Genomic DNA, 17491 nt, shown 5'->3' with positions numbered 1-17491 from the left:
CGCCGGTGGAGCCGGCGCCCGATGTGCTGCCGCTGGTCACCGTCGCCCCGGCCGCGCTCCCTTATGGCTTTGCGCGGCGCTTCGGCGTCACGCTGTCCGGCGATGCAGTGGCACTACGCGAAGGGGCGGATCCGCGCGCGTTGATCGAGGTGCGGCGGGTGCTTGGGCGGCCGTTCGACGTGACCGTGCTGGAGCCGGCGGCGTTCGACCGGCTGCTGGGTGACAACTACGCGATGGATGGCCAGGCGACCGCATTGGCGGCGGTGGGCATGGGCGACGAGCTCGATCTGTTGGCCGACGGCATTCCTACGGCCGAGGATCTGCTCGACACGGCGGACGATGCGCCGGCGATTCGCCTGATCAACGGGGTGATCGCCGATGCCGCGCGCAACGGCGTGTCCGACATCCACATCGAGCCATATGAGACCGGGCTGGTCGTGCGGATGCGCGTCGATGGCGTGCTGCGCGAGACGCTGCGCATGCCGCCGCACGTCGCGCCGGTGGTGGTGAGCCGCATCAAGGTGATGGCGCGGCTCGACATTGCCGAGCGGCGCGTGCCGCAGGACGGGCGCATGGGGCTGACGCTGGGTGGCAAGCTGCTCGACGTGCGCGTCTCCACCTTGCCGAGCCGCGCGGGCGAGCGCGTGGTGCTGCGTATCCTCGACAAGGACAATGCCGGGATCGACCTGAACGCGCTCGGCATGTCGCGGCCGATGCACAAGATGCTGGAAAGCGCGGTCAACGAGCCGAACGGCATCGTGCTCGTCACCGGCCCGACGGGCAGCGGCAAGACGACAACGCTCTACGCCGCGCTGCGCCTGCTGAACGATGGCAGCCGCAATATTCTGACGGTGGAAGATCCCGTCGAATATGCGGTGGAGGGCGTGGGGCAGACGCAGGTGAATGCCAAGGTGGGCCTGACCTTTGCGGCGGGCCTGCGGGCGATCCTGCGGCAGGACCCCGACGTGGTGATGGTGGGCGAAATCCGCGACCGCGAGACGGCGGAGATCGCGGTTCAAGCGTCGCTGACTGGGCATCTGGTTCTGTCCACCGTGCACACCAACGACGCGATCGGCGCGATCACGCGGATGCGCGACATGAAGGTCGAGCCGTTCCTGCTCGCCTCCACATTGCGCGCCGTGATTGCGCAGCGGCTGGTGCGGCGCTTGTGCCCGACGTGCCGACGTGCGGTACCGGCCGAGAATACGGTGGCACCGCTGCTGGGCATCGCGCGCGATGCGACGGTGTATGAGCCGGCCGGTTGCGGTGAGTGCAACCACACCGGTTACAAGGGACGCGTCGGCGTGTTCGAAGCGGTGCGGATCGACGAAAGCGTGCGCCGCATGATCAACGACGGTGCCGACGAGGCGGCGATTGCCGCGCACGCCTTTGCCCGCAGCGAGACGCTGAGTGCCGCTGCTCGTCGCATGGTGGAAGAAGGGGTGACGACCCCGGACGAAGCCGTTCGCGTGTCGCGGCGTGAAGATCATGAGTGAGCGCGTTCAACGACTTACCGTCGGATGCTCGCAAGCGTCGGCATCAGCGCGCATGCCCGTAATGGTAGCAAGGCGCCGTGGCTGATTTCGACTATCTGGCGATCGACACGCGGGGGCAGGAAACGCGCGGGCATGTCGCCGCGGCTGATGCGGATGCGGCGCGCGCATTGCTCGATCGCCGGCGATTGTATGTCGTGCGGATCGAGCCGGGCAGCGCACCGGCGGCACGCGGACGGCCGCTGTTCGGCCTGCAGCTTGGCCAGCCGAAGATGTCGGGCAAGCAGCTGACGCTTTTCACGCGCCAACTGGCGACGCTTTCCCGCGTGTCGCCGCTGGAGGAATCGCTGCGCACCATTACGCGCCAGACCGAGCAGGAAAAGGTGCGCGCGGTGGTGAACACCGTTCATGCCGGCGTGGTGGAGGGCCGCCGCCTGGCCGATGCCATGGCGCGCGAGCCGCGCAGCTTTCCGCCACTGTACCGCGCGATGGTTGCGGCGGGCGAAAGCTCGGGCACGTTGCCTGCGATCCTCGAGCGGCTTTCCGCGCTGCTCGAGCGACAGGCAGAAATCCGTGGCAAGCTGCTGACGGCGCTCGCCTATCCGTCCATCCTCGCTTGCGTCGCGATGGGTGTGGTGGCCGCGCTGATGATCTTCGTCGTGCCGCAGGTGGTGGAGCAGTTCGACACCGTGGGGCAGGCGCTGCCGCTGCTGACGCGCATCGTGATCGCCATTTCCGACCTTTTGGTCGGCTGGTGGTGGCTGATGCTGCTGGCCTTGGGGCTGGCGGCTTTCGGCTTCGTCGTCGCGCTGCGCCAGCCGCCGATCCGGCTCGCCTTTGACACCTGGCTGCTGCGCATTCCACTGCTGGGGCGATTGCTGCGCGATCTTCACGCCGCCCGCATGGCGCGGACGTTGGCGACGATGGTGGCCAGTCGCCTGCCGCTGCTGGAGGGGCTGGCACTGACCGCCGGCACGATCCACAATCGGCGGCTGAAGCTCGCCTCCGACCAGATCACCGACGCGATCCGGGGGGGCGGCAGCCTGTCGGCCGCGATGCGCCGTGCGGCGGTGTTTCCGCCGTTGCTCACCTATCTCGCGGCGTCGGGCGAGGCGGCGGGGCGGCTGGACGAGATGCTGGAACGCGCGGCCGATTACCTGGAGCGCGAGTTCGACCGCTTCACCGCCACCGCCATGTCGCTGCTGGAGCCGTTTATCATCGTCATCATGGGCGGCGTGGTAGCGACCATCGTGCTATCGATCCTGCTCCCCATCCTGCAGCTGAACACCCTTGCGGGACAATGAGAGTTATTATGCGCAAACAACTGAAAAAGCAGAAAAGGCGGAACGGCTTCACGCTCGTTGAGCTGATGGTAGTGATCGTCATCATCGGTCTGCTGGCGACCATCGTGGCACTGAACGTGATCCCGTCGGGCGACACCGCGCGGGTGCAAAAAGCGAAGGCGGATATCGCCACGATCGAGCAGGCGCTGGAAATGTATCGCCTGCAGCAGAACAATTATCCGACCACCGCGCAGGGGCTGGAGGCGCTGGTCACCGCGCCGGCCGGGCTGGCCAATCCGTCCGCTTATCAGGCGGGCGGTTATATCAAGCGGTTGCCGGAGGATCCTTGGAACCGTCCGTACCAATATGCCTCGCCCGGCAAGCATGGCGCGGCGGACATCTGGACCAATGGCGCGGATGGCCAAGAAGGCGGTGAGGGGATCAACGCCGATATCGGCTCCTGGCAATAACGCGGATTTGTGGCCGACAGCGCTGCCTTGACTGCACGAACGCGCGCGGCGGCGGCTGATCGCAGCAGCGCGCGCGGCTTTACGCTGGTCGAGTTGATGGTGGTCATTGCGGTGATCGGTCTGGCCGCCGCGGCGGCGGTGCTGGCCATGCCGGACCCGCGCGGGCGCCTGGTGGATGAGGGCGCGCGCTTCGCAACCCGGGTGCGCGCCGCGCGCGATGCGGCGGTGATCGGCGGGCGGCCGGTCAGTGTCTGGGTAACGCCGGGCGGCTATGGCTTCGACGAGCGGCGCGGCGGGCAGTGGATCGCGCTGGCCGACAAGCCGCTGCGGGTGGCGCAGTGGAGCGAGGGAACGCAGGCCGTGCTGGGCGACCGCGCGCGCGTGACCTTTGATTCCACCGGCATGGCGGATCGCGTGCTGATCGTGCCGCTACGGCGGGAGCGCACCCGCGTGACGGTGACGGTGGGTGACGACAAGGGTGCGCGGGTCGATGGCTGAGCGGCGATCGTGCGTCCGGTGCGAGCAGGTATGTCTGCGCCCGACGGACGCCCGAGGATTCACGCTGATCGAAGTGATGGTCGCGCTGGCGGTGTTCAGCTTGGCCGCACTGGCGCTGATCCGGCTGGAGGGGGCGACGATCCGCTCCACCGCGCTGCTGGGCGACACGACGCTGGCGCAGATGGTTGCCCGCAATGTGGCGGTGGAGGCGATCACTGCGTCGAGCCCGCCGGCGCTGGGACAGGCTGCCGGGGTGGAGCAGAACGGTGGGCGGGCGTGGCGGTGGGTGCGCGTGGTGCGCCGCGCGGGCGATTCGGACGTGCTGCGGATCGACGTGTCGGTGCTTGATGCTGGCGGGCGGGCGCTCGGGCGGCTCACGATGATCCGCCCGCCGCAGCCGGCGGTGACCGTCTCGTGACGAGTGCCGAGAGGATCAGGGTGCGAGCCGGGCTGCGACGCCGCGGGGCAGCGACCGCGGGTTTCACCCTGGTCGAAGTGATGGTCGCGCTGATGATCTTCGGCCTCATCGCATCGGCGGGCGTGGCCCTTTTGGCCTTTAGCGTGCGCGCGCAGGGCGTCACGACGGCGCGGCTGGACGATCTCGGGGCGCTCGCGCGGCAATCGTCGTTGATGGCGGCGGATCTGGCGCAGGCCGTTGATCGGCCGGCGCGTGACGAACGGGGGACGCGCTTTCCGGCGTTCGTCGGCGATGCGGCAAGCATGACCTTTGTGCGCGCGGGCTGGAGCAACATCGATGCCGAGCCGCGTTCGACCCTGCAAAAGGTGAGCTATCGATTTGCCGATGGCGCGTTGCAGCGGATCGCCTGGCCGATGATCGACGGCGCGGCGGCGCTGCCGGCGGCAACGGCGCTGGGCAGTGTTGCCGGCGTGACGATGCGCTATCGTATCAGCGGTGCGTGGAGCGAGCGCTGGACCGGCGACACCGGCGCGGCGCTGCCGCAGGCGGTCGAGCTGGTGATCCAGCAGCGTGACGGCATGGTTGTTCGCCAGCTCTTTTTGGTCGGGAACGGCGCGCCGCCCAAGCCCGTGCAAGCCTCGCCTGAGTTGCCCGATGGGCAATAGGCGCCACGAAGAACGCGGTGCGGCGCTGCTGACGGTGCTGCTGCTGGTGGCGATCGTGGCCGTGATGGCGGCGACCGCGCTGGAGCGTTTGCGCCTGTCGACCCGGCTGACCGCCAATGCGGTCGCGCTGGATCAGGCGCGGGGGCTGGCCTTTGCCGCGGAAACGCTGGCGAGCAATCGGATCACGCAATTGCTGCGGCAGAACCCAGGAAGGGTGACGCTGGCGGGAGATTGGAGCGATCGTCCGTTCACGCTGCCCTTGCCGGGGGGCGCCGCCGTGCTGCGCGTGCGTGATGGCGGCAATTGCTTCAATCTCAACAGCCTGGTGACCGAACTTGACGGGGTGTATGTGGCCGATCCGACCGCGATTACGCAGTTCGCCCGACTGGCGCGACTGCTCAACGTGCCGAGCGGGGAGGGCATCGCCGCCGCGGCGGCGGACTGGATCGACAGCGACGACCAGCCATTGGGCACCGGCGCCGAAGACAGCGCCTACGCCGGCCTGGCCACGCCGTATCGCACATCGGGCACGCTGATGGTCGACCCCAGCGAATTGCGGGCGGTTGCCGGGGTGACGAGCGATGGCTACGCGCGGCTGCGGCCGTGGCTGTGCACGCTGCCGATCGCGCGGCGATCGACCATCAACATCAACACACTGACCCCCGAACAGGCGCCGCTGGTCGCGATGTTGCTGCCGGACACGTTGAGCGTGCAGGCGGCTGCCGCGGGGCTGCTGCGGCGACCCGCCGCGGGCTTTGCCGACACCCAGGATTTCTGGAAGATCTTTGCCGCCGCCGGCATCACCGACCCGCTCGCCGAGCGACAGACGGGCGTGGCCACGCAATGGTTCAACGTGCGGATCGATGTGACGGTGGGTGATAGCGAATTGCAGGAACAGGCGCTGATCGACGCAACAACGCTTCCGGCGCGGCTCGTCTCGCGGCAATGGGGCGAGATCCTATGAACGTAACCATTATCTTTTTGCCCGCGCTGGACGATCAGCCATGGCGCTGGCTGCGCGTGGCGGACGACGGGGTCGTCGAGCGGGGCGAGGGCGCGTTGGTCGACGCCAGCGACCCGGTGACGGCGGTGGCACCCGCCGACGCGGTGACGCTGCACTGGTCCAGCCTGCCCGCGCGTTCGCAGGCACAGGCGGCCGCCGCGGCGCGGATCGTGGTGGCGGAGGCCAGCGCCGGGCCGCTCGACGGGCTGCATGTCGCGGTTGGTGACGAAGCGGACGGCGAGCGGCCGATCGGGGTGGTCGGGAACGACCGCATGCTCGGCTGGCTGACGCTGCTGGGCAACGCCGGCATCGATCCGGTGGCGATCGTGCCTGCGCCGCTGCTGCTGCCGGCGCCGGCCGAGGGCTATGTTCGCGCCGAACTGGGCGGGCAATCGGTGGTACGCGGGGTGTCGAGCGGGTTTGCCGACGAGGCGCGGCTCACCGAATTGATGACCGGTGGCAGCGAGCCGGTGACACTCGGGCGCGAGGCGGTGGACGCCGCGATCGTCGCGGGTGTGGCGCAGCCGCTGCTCAACCTTCGTCAGGGTCCGTTTGCCCGGCGCAAGCGGCGCGCGGTCGACTGGCCGCTGGTTCGCCGACTTGCCGTGCTGGTCGGACTGGTGCTGCTGACGACGCTGGCCATCGATCTGGTGCGGATCGCGCGCTATTCCATGGCCGCCGACGCGGCCGAGATGCAGGCCGATGCGCTGGCGCGTGAGGGGCTGCCGCGCGGCGCGGATCAGGGCGACGCGGCGCGTTTGCTGACGGAGCGCCTGTCGCGGCTGCGCGGGCCGGGCGCAGGCTTCACCGCGACGGTGGCGGCGGTGGCGAGTGCAACACGCGACGTGGAGGGCGGCGAGGTGATCGCGCTCGCGTTCGAGCCGACCGGCGAGCTGCGCGCGACAATCGCCGCGAGCGGCGAGGCGCAGGCAAATCAATTGCTCGCGCGGCTGAGGGAGACCGGTTTCGTGGTGACTGCCAGCACGTTTCAATCGGATGGCCAGCGCGTGCGCGGCGACGTGACGGTGGCGCTGCCATGAGCGCAATTCTGATATGGTATCGCGGCCGCAGCGTCCGCGAACAGCGGCTGCTGCTCATCATGGTGGCGTTGCTGGCGATCACCATCCTGTTCGCGGGCGTGATCCGGCCGGTCCGCGACGGGCTGGAATCCTCGCGTCAGCGCCACGCCAATGCCGAGCTTCGACTGGGCGAGATCAAGGCGCAGGTGGCGCAGGTGAAGGCGATCCAGCGCGGACGCCCGCGCGCGCCGGAGGGGCCGCTCGCCGACGCGATCCGCGCCCGTGCGGACGAAGCGGGGTTCGTCCTTGCCAATCTGGAGCCTGATGGCGACCGGGTGCGCATCTCGATCGCAACGGCGCGGCCGGGGCCGCTGCTTGGTTGGATCGCCGGTCTGGAAGGGGACGGCCTGCTGGTCGACGCGTCGACGATCACCGGAAACGGTGACGGTACGGTTGCCGCCACGCTGACGCTGAAGGGGCGAACATCATGAGGCGGATCAGGCTGGCGACCGGGCCGCAGACGTTGTTTCTGGCGTTTTTCGTGGCCGCGCTGCTGGTGTTTCTGCCGCTGCGGCTTGCGCTTGGCTGGTTCGGCCTGGCCGGGCAGGGCATGACGGCGCGGGAGGTGAGCGGCAGCATCTGGGCCGGCGAACTGCGCGAGGCCGCATTCGGGCGGATCGCACTGGGCGACCTGTCGGCAGGCGTGTCGCCGCTCAAGCTGCCGCTCGGCACGGCGCGCGTGGACCTTAGGGGTCGTGAAAGCGCGGAGGGCGCAACGCCGCGCCTGGCGGGCGCCGTGGAGATCAGCCGCTACAGCTTCGGCCTTGATGATCTGACCGCCTCCTTGCCGGTTGGCACCGCATTCCGGCCGGTTCCGGTGACGTTGCTCGACCTGGAGGATGTGACGGTGCGCTTTCGCGGGAGCAATTGCGAGGAAGCCGAGGGACGGGTCCGCGCGACGATGAGCGGCGACATCGGCGGCCTAGCAGTGCCGGCCTCGCTGAACGGCACGGCACGATGCGACGGTGGCGCGCTGCTGCTGCCGCTGGTGAGTGCCGCGGGGAACGAAGGCAGCACGATCAGATTGTGGCCCGACGGCCGGTATCGCGCCGAGCTTACCCTCCAGCCACCCGAACCAGCGGCGATCGCGCGGCTACAGGCAAGCGGTTTCATCCAGACCGATCGCGGCATGGAACTGGCGATCGAAGGGCGGTTCTGACGCTTTGCGGGTGCACGGCGCCCGGTTGCTTGCGGGCTCGGCATGAAAATAGTTGGCGCTAAGGCTAAGGAAATTGCGTGTCGAACCTTGACGCCTCAACCCCCTAGCCGTAGGGGCGCGCTTTCTCACGGCGATCGTAGCTCAGTTGGTTAGAGCATCGGTTTGTGGTACCGAGGGTCGCGGGTTCAAGTCCCGTCGATCGCCCCATTTTTTCCCCGGGAATGACATGAGCGCGTGGGGTTTCCCCGACTTCGACGACCATGAGGGCGTCCACCTTTTCACCGATCCCGCGTCCGGCCTGCGCGCCGTAATCGCGGTTCACTCGACGGCGCTTGGGCCGGCGGCTGGCGGCGTGCGGTTCTGGCATTATGCCGATCATACCGCAGCGATCACCGACGCGCTGCGCCTGTCGCGCGGCATGAGCTTCAAGAACGCGATGGCGGGGCTGGAGCTTGGCGGCGGCAAGGGCGTGGTGCTGGCGGATGCGCCGGGCGCGACGATCAGCGAGGCGCAACTGCGCGCGTTCGGCCGTGCGGTCGAATCGCTCGGGGGCCGCTATGTGACGGCCGAAGACGTCGGCATGTCCGAAGCGCGCATGAAGGTGATCTCGGAAGAAACCCGCTACGTGTCGGGCCTGCCGGTTGCGAGCGGTGCGGCGGGGGGCGATCCTGGTCCCTATACCGCGCTGGGCGTATACCTTGGCGTGAAGGCGGCAGCGCAGCGTGGGCTGGGCGCAACCGACATGAAGGGCGTGCGCGTTGCCATCCAGGGCGTCGGCTCGGTCGGGGGCGGCCTGGCGCGGCTCCTGGCGGCGGATGGCGCGGTGTTGACGCTGGCGGACGTGAACCAGCAGCGGGCCGAGGCGCTTGCTGCCGAGCTGGGCGCGCAGACCGCCCCTACCGATGCGATCTTGGCGGCCGATGTCGATCTGGTCAGCCCGAATGCGCTGGGCGCGGTGCTGAGCGAGCAATCGATCGCGACGCTGAAGGCAAAGGTGATTGCGGGCGGCGCGAACAACCAGCTCGCGACGCGCGATGATGGGCGCCGCGTGCATGAGCGCGGCATCCTGTTTGCGCCGGATTACGTGATCAACGCCGGCGGCATCATCAACGTGGGCCTGGAATATCTCGGCCAGGGCGACGAGGCCGAGGTAAAGGCGCGGATCGCGCGTATCCCCGATCGCCTGATCGAGGTGTGGGACGAGAGCAAGGCCAGCGGCGATCCGGCATCGGACGTTGCCGACCGCATTGCCAAGCGGCTGATCGGCCGCGGCTGACGATCACGCGTGCCGCGGGGCGACGACCCACGGCACGCTTCCTTTTGTGTGAGAGAGGAGCGGGGAACGCGCGAGTCCGGCGGTGACGGCGCGCGATTTTGCCCATAAGGGATACACCCATCGTGCCCGCGCTCCATGCCCTCGCCAATCCTGCGCGCTTCCTGAAGATCGCGCGTCCGCTGACCGCCGTTTTCGGGTGGCTCGGCGCGGCGTTGATTGCAATCGGATGCTGGGCGGGGCTGACGCAAACGCCGCCCGACTACCTGCAAGGCGAAAGTGTTCGCATCATGTACGTCCATGTGCCGGCGGCGTGGCTCGGCATGGGCGGCTGGAGCGGGATCGCCGTGTCGAGCATCGCCTTTCTCGTTTGGCGGCATCCGCTGGCCGAGATTGCAGCGCGGGCAATCGCGCTGCCCGGCGCTGTCTTCGCTGCCGTTTGTCTGGCCACTGGCGCGATCTGGGGGCGGCCGACCTGGGGCACCTATTGGCAATGGGATGGGCGGCTGACGTCCATGCTGCTGCTGTTCTTCGTCTATCTCGGCTATATCGCGTTGGCGCGCGCGGATCGCGAGCGCGGCGGGGACGGGCGGATCGCCGCGCTGTTCGGGATCGCCGGTACGGTGCTGCTGCCGATCATCCGCTATTCGGTGGTGTGGTGGAACACGCTGCATCAGGGGGCGAGCATCGGGCTGACGAGTTCCACGATCGACCGTTCGATCCTGTGGCCGTTGCCGCTCATGCTGGGCGGGTTCAGCTTTCTGTTCGGTGCCATCGTGCTGATGCGCATGCGGACGTTCCTGGCGGTCGCCAAGGCAGAGGCGCGGATGCGGCGGAGGGCGCGCGCGTGAACGCCTGGCCATTCGTGCTTGCCGCTTACGCGATCACGCTGGGCGCCAGCGGGTTTCTGACGCTAGCGAGCCTGCGCGCCATGCGCCGCGCTGAAAAGGGCGGGCGATGAAGGCGAAGCATCAGCGAATGTGGCTGGTCGGTGCCGCGCTGCTGGCGATTGCGGTGGCGGCGCTGCTGGCGCTTTCCGGGCTGCAGGGGCAGGCCGCATTCTTCTACGCCCCGTCCGATGTCACGCCCGAGGTACTCCGCGCGGACCGGGCGGTGCGGCTAGGCGGCATGGTGGCCGGCGGCTCGGTGGTTCGAGCGCCCGATGGCGTAACCGTTCATTTCCGCGTGACGGATGGCCGCGCGACCACGCCGGTCAGCTTCGCCGGCATCGTGCCGGACCTTTTCCGCGAGGGATCGGGCGTCGTGGCCGAGGGGCGTTTCCGGCCCGACGGGTCTTTCGTCGCCGCGAACCTGCTGGCCAAGCATGACGAAAAGTACATGCCGCCGGAGCTTGCCGGAAAGATGCACGAGACCAAGAGCCTGGAGCAATGACGGGGTATGTCGCGCTGGCGCTGATCGGCGCGCTCGCCTTTGCCGCCATGGTGCTGCTGCGGCTGCCGCGCCTCTTGTGGTCCTTCGCCGGTGCGGCCCTGTTTCTGGGGGCTGCTGGTTATGCCTGGCAGGGACGCCCAGCGCTCGCGGCGTCGCCCGCCAAGCCCGCTGCCGATCCCGTGACGATCGATCCCGAGAGCATCGACTTGCGGAACCGTCTGCTGGGGCGCTTCACCGCCGACACCGCCTATCTCGTTGCCTCGGACGCGATGCTGCGGTCCGGCGATCGACGAGCCGCGGCGCAGGTGGTGATGGGCGGGGTCAGGGCGCTACCCAGAAGCTTCATTCTGTGGACGCAACTGGGCACCAACCTGTCCATCCTGGACAACGACCAAGTGTCGCCGGCGGCGAAGCTGGCGTTTCAGCGCGCGATGCAACTGGCGCCGCAGCATCCCGCCCCGCCATATTATGCCGCGATCGCCTATATTCGTGCAGGCGACCTGCCACTCGCACGCCGGCTGATGGCAAGGGCGGTGGCATTGTCACGGCCCGACACCGAATATCGCCGTCAGATTGCCGGGCAGTTGACCGTGCTGGATCGTTACATGGCCGCTTTGGAGCAGACGGGGCGCTAGAGGCTGCCCCGCCTGACGTCGGCAGCAGTCGCTATTTGCCGCGCCCGGTTTTCTCCTGCAGCGAGTCGATCCGCTTGGATGCGTCGGCCTTGCTCAGCGTCTCGTCGAACTCCTCGCCGGCCTCCTCGCTCAGCGTCTTCAGATAGCTCGCCTGAGCGCCGGTCATCGGCTCGTCACCGGTGGTCCAATCGTCCGGATCCTTCTCCGCGTTCGAAAAAGGCTCGCTCTTCAGATTGTGCTCGGTCATGTTGAAACTCCTTCAGGAGGGTGCAACTCTCCCGTTCCTGTAACGTTCCCCCTTGCGATGCAGTTGCGAAGTGCTAGGCGCGCCAAGGCTTTGACAGGATGATGGTGGCTTTCTTACCCTTGAACCTGGCGTGGGCGGACGCGCGATGAGCGCTGCCTCACCCACTGCTGTGCCGGCACCGCATGGGCATAGCGGCGATTCGCTCGCCAAGCTCGCGTTTGGCGCGATCGGCGTCGTCTATGGCGATATCGGCACCAGCCCGCTTTACGCGATGAAGGAGGTGTTCGTCGGGCATCATCCGCTCACCGTCGATCGCCTGCATATCTTCGGTGTCGTCAGCCTCGTCTTCTGGTCGCTCGTGCTGATCGTCACGTTCAAATATGTGATGGTCATCCTGCGCGCCGACAACAATGGCGAAGGGGGCAGCCTGGCGTTGCTGGCGCTGATTCAGCGGCGCAGCGGGGCGGGCAAGAAATGGGGGCCGAGCCTCGTCTTGCTTGGTGTGCTCGCGACCGCCTTGTTCTTCGGCGATTGCATGATCACGCCAGCCATTTCGGTCCTGTCGGCGGTCGAGGGACTGGCGACGGTCGAGCAGCGGTTCGACAGTTTCGTGATCCCGATCGCAGCGGCGATCTTGATCGGGCTGTTCTACCTCCAATCGGTCGGTACCGCGCGTGTGGGCAAGCTGTTCGGTCCGATCATGGCGGTGTATTTCGTTGTGCTATCGGTGCTTGGGCTGATCCACATCTTCGCCCAGCCCGAAGTGCTGCTGGCGCTGGATCCGCGCTGGGCGGTGCGGTTCGCGGCGACGGATGGCACGCTCGCGTTCCTGGCGCTCGGGTCCGTGGTGCTGGCGGTGACGGGTGCGGAGGCGCTGTACGCCGACATGGGGCATTTCGGCCGCAAGCCGATCGCCTATGCGTGGCTGTGGTTCGTCTTTCCGGCGCTGATGCTGAATTACCTGGGGCAGGGCGCGCTGATGCTGGGCGATCCGTCCACGGCCGAGAACCCGTTCTTCCTCATGGCCCCCGAGGCGTGGCGTTTGCCGCTCGTTTGTCTTGCCACCATGGCAACGGTGATCGCGAGCCAGGCGGTCATCACCGGCGCCTATTCGGTCGTGCAGCAGGCGGTGCAGCTTGGCCTGATGCCGCGGCTGCGCATCGATCACACCAGCGCCTCGGCCGCCGGGCAGATCTACATCCCAACGGTCAATTGGGCACTGATGGCGATGGTGCTGCTGCTGATCCTGGGCTTTCGCGAATCGTCGAATCTTGCCGCGGCTTATGGCATTGCGGTGACGGGAACGATGTTCATCTCGACCTGCATGGTGGCGGTGTTGATCCGACGCGTGTGGCACTGGCCGCTCGCCGCCGTGGTGCCGTTCGTTGCCGCGTTCCTGTTCATCGACGGCATGTATTTCTCGTCCAACCTGACCAAGGTGCCCGATGGCGGCTGGTTCCCGCTGCTGGTGGCGATCATCGTCTTCGTGTTGCTCACTACCTGGGCGGCGGGGCGCAAGCTGATGCTGCAGCGGATGCGAGAAGGCGCCATGCCGATCAAGGTCTTCATCGGCTCGGCGGCAAACAGTGCGACGCGCGTGTCGGGCACGGCCGTTTTCATGACCTCCACGCCCGAGGGCGTGCCGCCGGCGCTGCTGCACAATCTGAAGCACAATCGCGTGCTGCATGAGCGGGTGATCCTGCTGACGGTGAAGGTGACCGACATGCCCTTCTTCCCCGAAGAAGAGCGCTTCCACCACGAGGCGCTGGGTGACGGGTTCCACCGCGTGATCCTGCGCTACGGCTTTATGGAATCGCCGGACATTCCGGCGGCGCTCAAGTCGCTCGATCGTTGCGGCGGCGAGTTCCGCATGATGGAGACGAGCTTCTTCCTGTCGCGTCAGACGCTGCTGCCGTCGGCCCATCCCGGCATGGCGATCTGGCGCGAGAAGCTGTTCGCCTGGATGCTGCGCAACGCCGAAAGCGCGATGGAATTCTTCCGCCTGCCGACCAATCGCGTGGTCGAACTGGGGAGTCAGATCGAGATTTGAGCGCCGCCACGCCCGAACTTGCCTCCTTGGGTACCCTAGCGGCGCCGATCATCGTCACCGCGCTGTTCGGGCGCGAGGATCAGGCCTGGTTCGATGCGCTGCGGCAGGCGCACTTCCCGCCAGAGCGCAACCATCTGGCGGCGCACCTCACCATGTTCCACCACCTGCCGCCCAGCGCGGCGGCGGAGGTGCGCCAGCGGCTGAAGGCGGAGACGCAGGGCGTGCGCCCGCCAGATGCGAGGCTCGCCGCGCCCTTCTCGCTCGGGCGCGGTGTCGCCTATCGCATTGACAGCCCGGGGCTGGCGGCGATCCGCGGTGATATCGCTGATGCCTTTGCGGGCCTGCTGACGCCGCAGGATCAGGCCGGCTGGCGTGCGCACGTCACCGTGCAGAACAAGGTGGAGCCAGCCGCAGCCAAGGCGCTTTTGGCGGCGCTGTCCGCCGAATACCAGCCACGGCCGCTGCGGATCGCGGGGCTGGCGGCATGGTGGTATCGCGGCGGTCCGTGGGAACAATTGTCGCGGCACATGTTCGCCGCTTGACGCCCTCGAAACCCCTGCTATAGCCCGCGCCTCGCGAGCGGTACTTGCCCTTCACGAAGGTGCGGCGGAGTAGCTCAGCTGGTTAGAGCACGGGAATCATAATCCTGGGGTCGGGGGTTCAAGTCCCTCCTCCGCTACCACTCGCGACAGTCTTCCATCGAGATGAAAAGCGGGCGCAAGGAGCCCGGTTCGCCCTGCGCTTGTCGGCGCGCGCGCACCATGTTTGCTGTCAGTTGCGGCATGAGCTTCGACAAGCTCGGCACGAGCGCAAAAGGGCGAGGGGCGGCGCGGCGCCGCCCCTTGCGGCTCAATCGGCGAGGGGTACGCCGAAGAGGTCGTGTTCATCGGCGTCCTCAATCGCGACGCGCACGATGTCGCCCTCCGCGAGGTGTCCGGCATCGCGCAGATGGACTTCGCCGTCGATCTCCGGCGCATCGGCATAGGAGCGGCCCGTAGCGCCCTCATCGCCGACCGCGTCGATGATGACGTCGAACGTGCGCCCGATCTTCGCCTGCAGCTTGGCGGCGCTGATCGCGGCGGTCTTCACCATGATGCGGGCGTAGCGCTCTTCCTTAACCTCTTCGGGCACCGGATTGGGCAGGGCGTTGGCGCTGGCGCCTTCCACCGGCTCGAAACGGAACGCACCGACACGGTCGAGCTGCGCCTCGTCAAGCCATTCGAGCAGATACTCGAAGTCCGCCTCTGTCTCGCCAGGGAAGCCCACCACGAAGGTCGAGCGGATCGCGATGTCCGGGCAGATCTCGCGCCAGCCGCGCAGCCGGGCCAGCACCTTGGCGTCGTTCGCCGGGCGCTTCATCGCACGCAGCACGTTTGGTGCGGCATGCTGGAACGGGATGTCGAGGTACGGCAGGACCAGCCCTTCCGCCATCAACGGGATCACCTGATCTACGTGCGGATAGGGATAAACGTAATGCAGGCGCACCCAGGGCGCGATGCGGCCAAGCTCGCGGGCGAGATCGGTCATGTGCGCACGTACCTCACCTCCACCCTTCAGAGGGTAGGCGGCGTGGCGCAGGTCGAGGCCATAGGCTGACGTGTCCTGGCTGATGACCAGCAACTCGCGCGTGCCCGCCGCCACCAGCTTTTCCGCCTCGCGCAGGATCGCGTCGGGGCGCCGGCTGGCAAGATCGCCGCGCAGCGAAGGAATGATGCAGAAGGAGCAGCGGTGGTTGCAGCCTTCGGAAATCTTCAGATAGCTGTAATGCCGCGGCGTCAGCTTCAGCCCGGCGTCGGGGACCAGGTCGATATACGGCGACAGGTTCGCCGGTGCGGCCTCGTGCACCGCCTCCACCACCTGTTCGTATTCGTGCGCGCCGGTGATCGCGAGGACGTTGGGGAAGCGCGCGCGGATCACATCGGCCTCCTTGCCCATGCAGCCGGTGACGATCACGCGGCCGTTCTCCGCGATCGCCTCGCCGATCGCCTCCAGGCTTTCCTCCTTGGCGGAATCGAGAAAGCCGCAGGTATTGACCAGCACCACGTCAGCCCCGGCGTAATCGGGGGACATGTGATAGCCGTCTGCGCGCAGCTGGGTGAGGATGCGTTCGCTGTCGACCAGGTTCTTGGGACAGCCGAGCGACACCATGCCCACGCGGGGCGGTGAGGGAAGACGCGTTGCCATGAGTGGCCGCGCACATAATGCGCGACGGGCCGTTTTGCCATATGCTCGCTTAATCAATCGACTTGCGCTACCCGGTGGCGCCGCGCCGGGGGGCGCGTGTGATGTTGGGGGTGTGCTTATGCTGGCGATCGGGCTGATGTCCGGCACGTCGCTCGACGGCGTCGATGCGGCGCTGATCGAAACCGATGGGGAGCGATCGACCCGTGCGGTGGCGTTCCGCGGCGAATCATATTCGGACGCGGCGCGGGCGCAGCTTGCCGAGGCAACGGCGCTGGCGCTCACCTTCGAGCGGCCGCGCGCCAATCCGGAGGTGATGGCAGCGGCCGATCTGATCACCCGGACGCATGTCCTGGCGGTGCAGAAGCTGCTGCGCGACGCCGGCCTGCGGCCGCATGAAATCGACGTTATCGGTTTTCACGGCCAGACGGTGGCGCATCGCCCCGATCGTGGCTGGACGTGGCAGATCGGCAACGGGCAGGCGCTGGCCGATGCCACCGGCATTGCGACCGTTTCCGACTTGCGGAGCGCGGACGTCGCGGCCGGGGGCCAGGGGGCGCCGCTACTGCCGGTCTATCATGCCGCGCTGACTGCGGATCTGCCGCGCCCGATCGCGGTGCTGAACCTCGGCGGTGTGGCCAACGTTACCTGGATCGGCAGCGATGGTGCGCTGGTGGCCTTCGACACCGGCCCGGCGAACGGATTGATCGACAGCTGGGTGGAAGGGGAGACCGGGGCTCGGTTCGATGCGGGCGGTGCGCTCGCCGCATCGGGACGGGTGGACGAGGCGGTGCTGTGCGCGATGCTGGACCATCCGTTCTTCGCACAACCTGCGCCCAAGTCGCTCGATCGAAACGACTTCACCATCCAGCCGGCGCGCGGACTGAGCGCAGCGGACGGCGCCGCGACGCTGACCGCCTTTACCGCGGCGACGATCGCGGAGGCGTTTCTGCTGCTGCCCGAACGGCCACGACGGCTGTTGGTGGCGGGTGGCGGTCGGCACAATCCGACGCTGCTGCGGATGATTTCGGAAAAGGTTGGCCTGTCGCCCGAGCCGGCCGAGGCGCTGGGCTGGAATGGTGATGCGACCGAGGCGGAAGGCTTTGCCTATATGGCGGTGCGAACGCTGAAGGGCCTGCCGATCTCGTTCCCGGGCACCACCGGCGTGCCGGCGTCGACAACGGGCGGGGTGCTGCACCAGCCGCAGCCCCGCGCCGCCGAGGCATGAACCCGCATCGCGGCGCTGCGCCTACCGGTCGATAACGACGCCCGCGGGGTGATGCCGATCGAGGTGACGCTTGATCGTCTTCAGGTTGCGCGTGTTTGACCGGTAGAAGAAATCCGCGGCGTCACCGATGAACGGCACCAGGCCGATCGCGAAATCGAAGCCGACGCGCGAGCCCATGCGCGCGAGCTGCAGCTTGTTCATGCCGAGATTGCGCGCTTCCCAGACGATGTAAGCGCCCAGCGCGGCCGCGACGGTATCGCCGATCACCGGAACGAAGCCGAGAAGCACATCCAGCCCGACACGTCGGTTGATCCCCGGCACGATAAAGGCGCCCTCGAGCAATCGCTCCATCGCTTCCACACGAAGGCGGATCGATGCGGGATCACGCCTCAGCGGCAGGTTGGTCATGAACGCGGA

General features: G+C 67.7%; 20 protein-coding genes and 2 tRNA genes. 19 read left to right on the top strand and 3 right to left on the bottom strand.

The annotated features are described in order from the left end of the window. The first annotated feature begins 5 nt into the window (after positions 1 to 5). The 15 genes from SPDO_RS12205 to SPDO_RS12135 all read left to right on the top strand — a co-directional run bounded on the left by SPDO_RS12205 (position 6) and on the right by SPDO_RS12135 (position 11368). Positions 6 to 1496, top strand: coding sequence for a GspE/PulE family protein (locus SPDO_RS12205; protein WP_169716262.1), 1491 nt, complete (start codon positions 6 to 8; stop codon positions 1494 to 1496). Between the two features lie 77 nt (positions 1497 to 1573). Beyond that, a complete protein-coding gene (gene gspF, locus SPDO_RS12200; protein ID WP_088367760.1) occupies positions 1574 to 2797 on the top strand; it encodes a type II secretion system inner membrane protein GspF in 1224 nt (407 codons plus the stop codon). 8 nt (positions 2798 to 2805) lie between these two features. Further along, positions 2806 to 3246, top strand: a complete 441-nt coding sequence (gene gspG / locus SPDO_RS12195; RefSeq protein ID WP_245829442.1) for a type II secretion system major pseudopilin GspG — start codon at positions 2806 to 2808, stop codon at positions 3244 to 3246. Between the two features lie 27 nt (positions 3247 to 3273). Further along, a complete protein-coding gene (locus tag SPDO_RS12190; protein WP_342746673.1) occupies positions 3274 to 3744 on the top strand; it encodes a GspH/FimT family pseudopilin in 471 nt (156 codons plus the stop codon). After that, complete coding sequence (gspI, locus tag SPDO_RS12185) at positions 3737 to 4162, top strand: type II secretion system minor pseudopilin GspI (protein ID WP_088367758.1); 426 nt, start codon at positions 3737 to 3739, stop codon at positions 4160 to 4162. Before SPDO_RS12190 ends, gspI begins: the two co-directional genes overlap by 8 nt. Positions 4163 to 4182: 20 nt before the next feature. Then, entirely contained in the window at positions 4183 to 4827 is a 645-nt protein-coding gene (gspJ, locus tag SPDO_RS12180) for a type II secretion system minor pseudopilin GspJ (protein WP_245829440.1), read from the top strand. Further along, positions 4817 to 5791, top strand: coding sequence for a type II secretion system minor pseudopilin GspK (gene gspK / locus SPDO_RS12175; RefSeq protein WP_088367757.1), 975 nt, complete (start codon positions 4817 to 4819; stop codon positions 5789 to 5791). Before gspJ ends, gspK begins: the two co-directional genes overlap by 11 nt. Then, positions 5788 to 6870 (top strand): type II secretion system protein GspL, encoded by a 1083-nt coding sequence (gene gspL, locus SPDO_RS12170; protein WP_088367756.1) that lies wholly within the window; start codon positions 5788 to 5790, stop codon positions 6868 to 6870. The genes gspK and gspL overlap by 4 nt, the downstream gene beginning before the upstream one ends. Further along, a complete protein-coding gene (gspM, locus tag SPDO_RS12165; RefSeq protein ID WP_088367755.1) occupies positions 6867 to 7340 on the top strand; it encodes a type II secretion system protein GspM in 474 nt (157 codons plus the stop codon). The genes gspL and gspM overlap by 4 nt, the downstream gene beginning before the upstream one ends. Beyond that, positions 7337 to 8068 carry a type II secretion system protein N gene (gspN, locus tag SPDO_RS12160; RefSeq protein WP_088367754.1) on the top strand — a complete coding sequence of 244 codons (732 nt, stop codon included), beginning with the start codon at positions 7337 to 7339 and terminating at the stop codon, positions 8066 to 8068. Before gspM ends, gspN begins: the two co-directional genes overlap by 4 nt. Before the next feature lie 130 nt (positions 8069 to 8198). After that, a tRNA-His gene (locus tag SPDO_RS12155) sits at positions 8199 to 8275 on the top strand. A 19-nt stretch (positions 8276 to 8294) separates the two neighbouring features. Then, the gene (locus tag SPDO_RS12150; RefSeq protein WP_088367753.1) at positions 8295 to 9344 is read left to right on the top strand and encodes a Glu/Leu/Phe/Val family dehydrogenase; all 1050 of its coding nucleotides are present in this window, start codon (positions 8295 to 8297) and stop codon (positions 9342 to 9344) included. 122 nt (positions 9345 to 9466) lie between these two features. Beyond that, complete coding sequence (gene ccmC / locus SPDO_RS12145; RefSeq protein ID WP_088367752.1) at positions 9467 to 10192, top strand: heme ABC transporter permease CcmC; 726 nt, start codon at positions 9467 to 9469, stop codon at positions 10190 to 10192. Positions 10193 to 10298: 106 nt separating this feature from the next. Further along, positions 10299 to 10733: a cytochrome c maturation protein CcmE gene (gene ccmE, locus SPDO_RS12140; protein ID WP_088367751.1), complete on the top strand. Its 435-nt coding sequence runs from the start codon at positions 10299 to 10301 to the stop codon at positions 10731 to 10733. Beyond that, on the top strand, positions 10730 to 11368 hold the full coding sequence (locus SPDO_RS12135; RefSeq protein WP_088367750.1) for a tetratricopeptide repeat protein: 639 nt from the start codon (positions 10730 to 10732) through the stop codon (positions 11366 to 11368). The genes ccmE and SPDO_RS12135 overlap by 4 nt, the downstream gene beginning before the upstream one ends. 31 nt (positions 11369 to 11399) lie before the next feature. On the opposite strand, the gene SPDO_RS12130 is transcribed toward SPDO_RS12135, so the two are convergent. Then, the gene (locus SPDO_RS12130) at positions 11400 to 11615 is read right to left on the bottom strand and encodes a DUF3072 domain-containing protein (RefSeq protein ID WP_088367749.1); all 216 of its coding nucleotides are present in this window, start codon (positions 11613 to 11615) and stop codon (positions 11400 to 11402) included. 145 nt (positions 11616 to 11760) lie between these two features. Here SPDO_RS12130 and SPDO_RS12125 point away from each other — a divergent pair, with 145 nt between their 5' ends. From SPDO_RS12125 to SPDO_RS12115, 3 genes are all read left to right on the top strand, one after another. After that, positions 11761 to 13665: a potassium transporter Kup gene (locus SPDO_RS12125; RefSeq protein ID WP_088367748.1), complete on the top strand. Its 1905-nt coding sequence runs from the start codon at positions 11761 to 11763 to the stop codon at positions 13663 to 13665. Between the two features lie 26 nt (positions 13666 to 13691). After that, positions 13692 to 14207, top strand: a complete 516-nt coding sequence (locus SPDO_RS12120; RefSeq protein WP_088367864.1) for a 2'-5' RNA ligase family protein — start codon at positions 13692 to 13694, stop codon at positions 14205 to 14207. 63 nt (positions 14208 to 14270) lie between these two features. Further along, positions 14271 to 14347, top strand: a tRNA-Met gene (locus tag SPDO_RS12115). Positions 14348 to 14514: 167 nt separating this feature from the next. Here the strand turns inward: SPDO_RS12115 and rimO are convergent. Further along, on the bottom strand, positions 14515 to 15849 hold the full coding sequence (gene rimO, locus SPDO_RS12110) for a 30S ribosomal protein S12 methylthiotransferase RimO (protein WP_088367747.1): 1335 nt from the start codon (positions 15847 to 15849) through the stop codon (positions 14515 to 14517). 118 nt (positions 15850 to 15967) lie between these two features. Here rimO and SPDO_RS12105 point away from each other — a divergent pair, with 118 nt between their 5' ends. After that, positions 15968 to 17074, top strand: a complete 1107-nt coding sequence (locus SPDO_RS12105) for an anhydro-N-acetylmuramic acid kinase (RefSeq protein ID WP_088367746.1) — start codon at positions 15968 to 15970, stop codon at positions 17072 to 17074. A 21-nt stretch (positions 17075 to 17095) separates the two neighbouring features. On the opposite strand, the gene SPDO_RS12100 is transcribed toward SPDO_RS12105, so the two are convergent. Continuing rightward, positions 17096 to 17482, bottom strand: coding sequence for a DUF4112 domain-containing protein (locus SPDO_RS12100; RefSeq protein WP_088367745.1), 387 nt, complete (start codon positions 17480 to 17482; stop codon positions 17096 to 17098). Positions 17483 to 17491 lie beyond the last annotated feature (9 nt).

The sequence above is a fragment of the Sphingomonas dokdonensis genome (genome assembly GCF_002197685.1).
GTDB classification, from domain to species: Bacteria; Pseudomonadota; Alphaproteobacteria; order Sphingomonadales; family Sphingomonadaceae; genus Sphingomonas; species Sphingomonas dokdonensis.
This window is presented reverse-complemented; position numbering and strand designations above follow the sequence as displayed.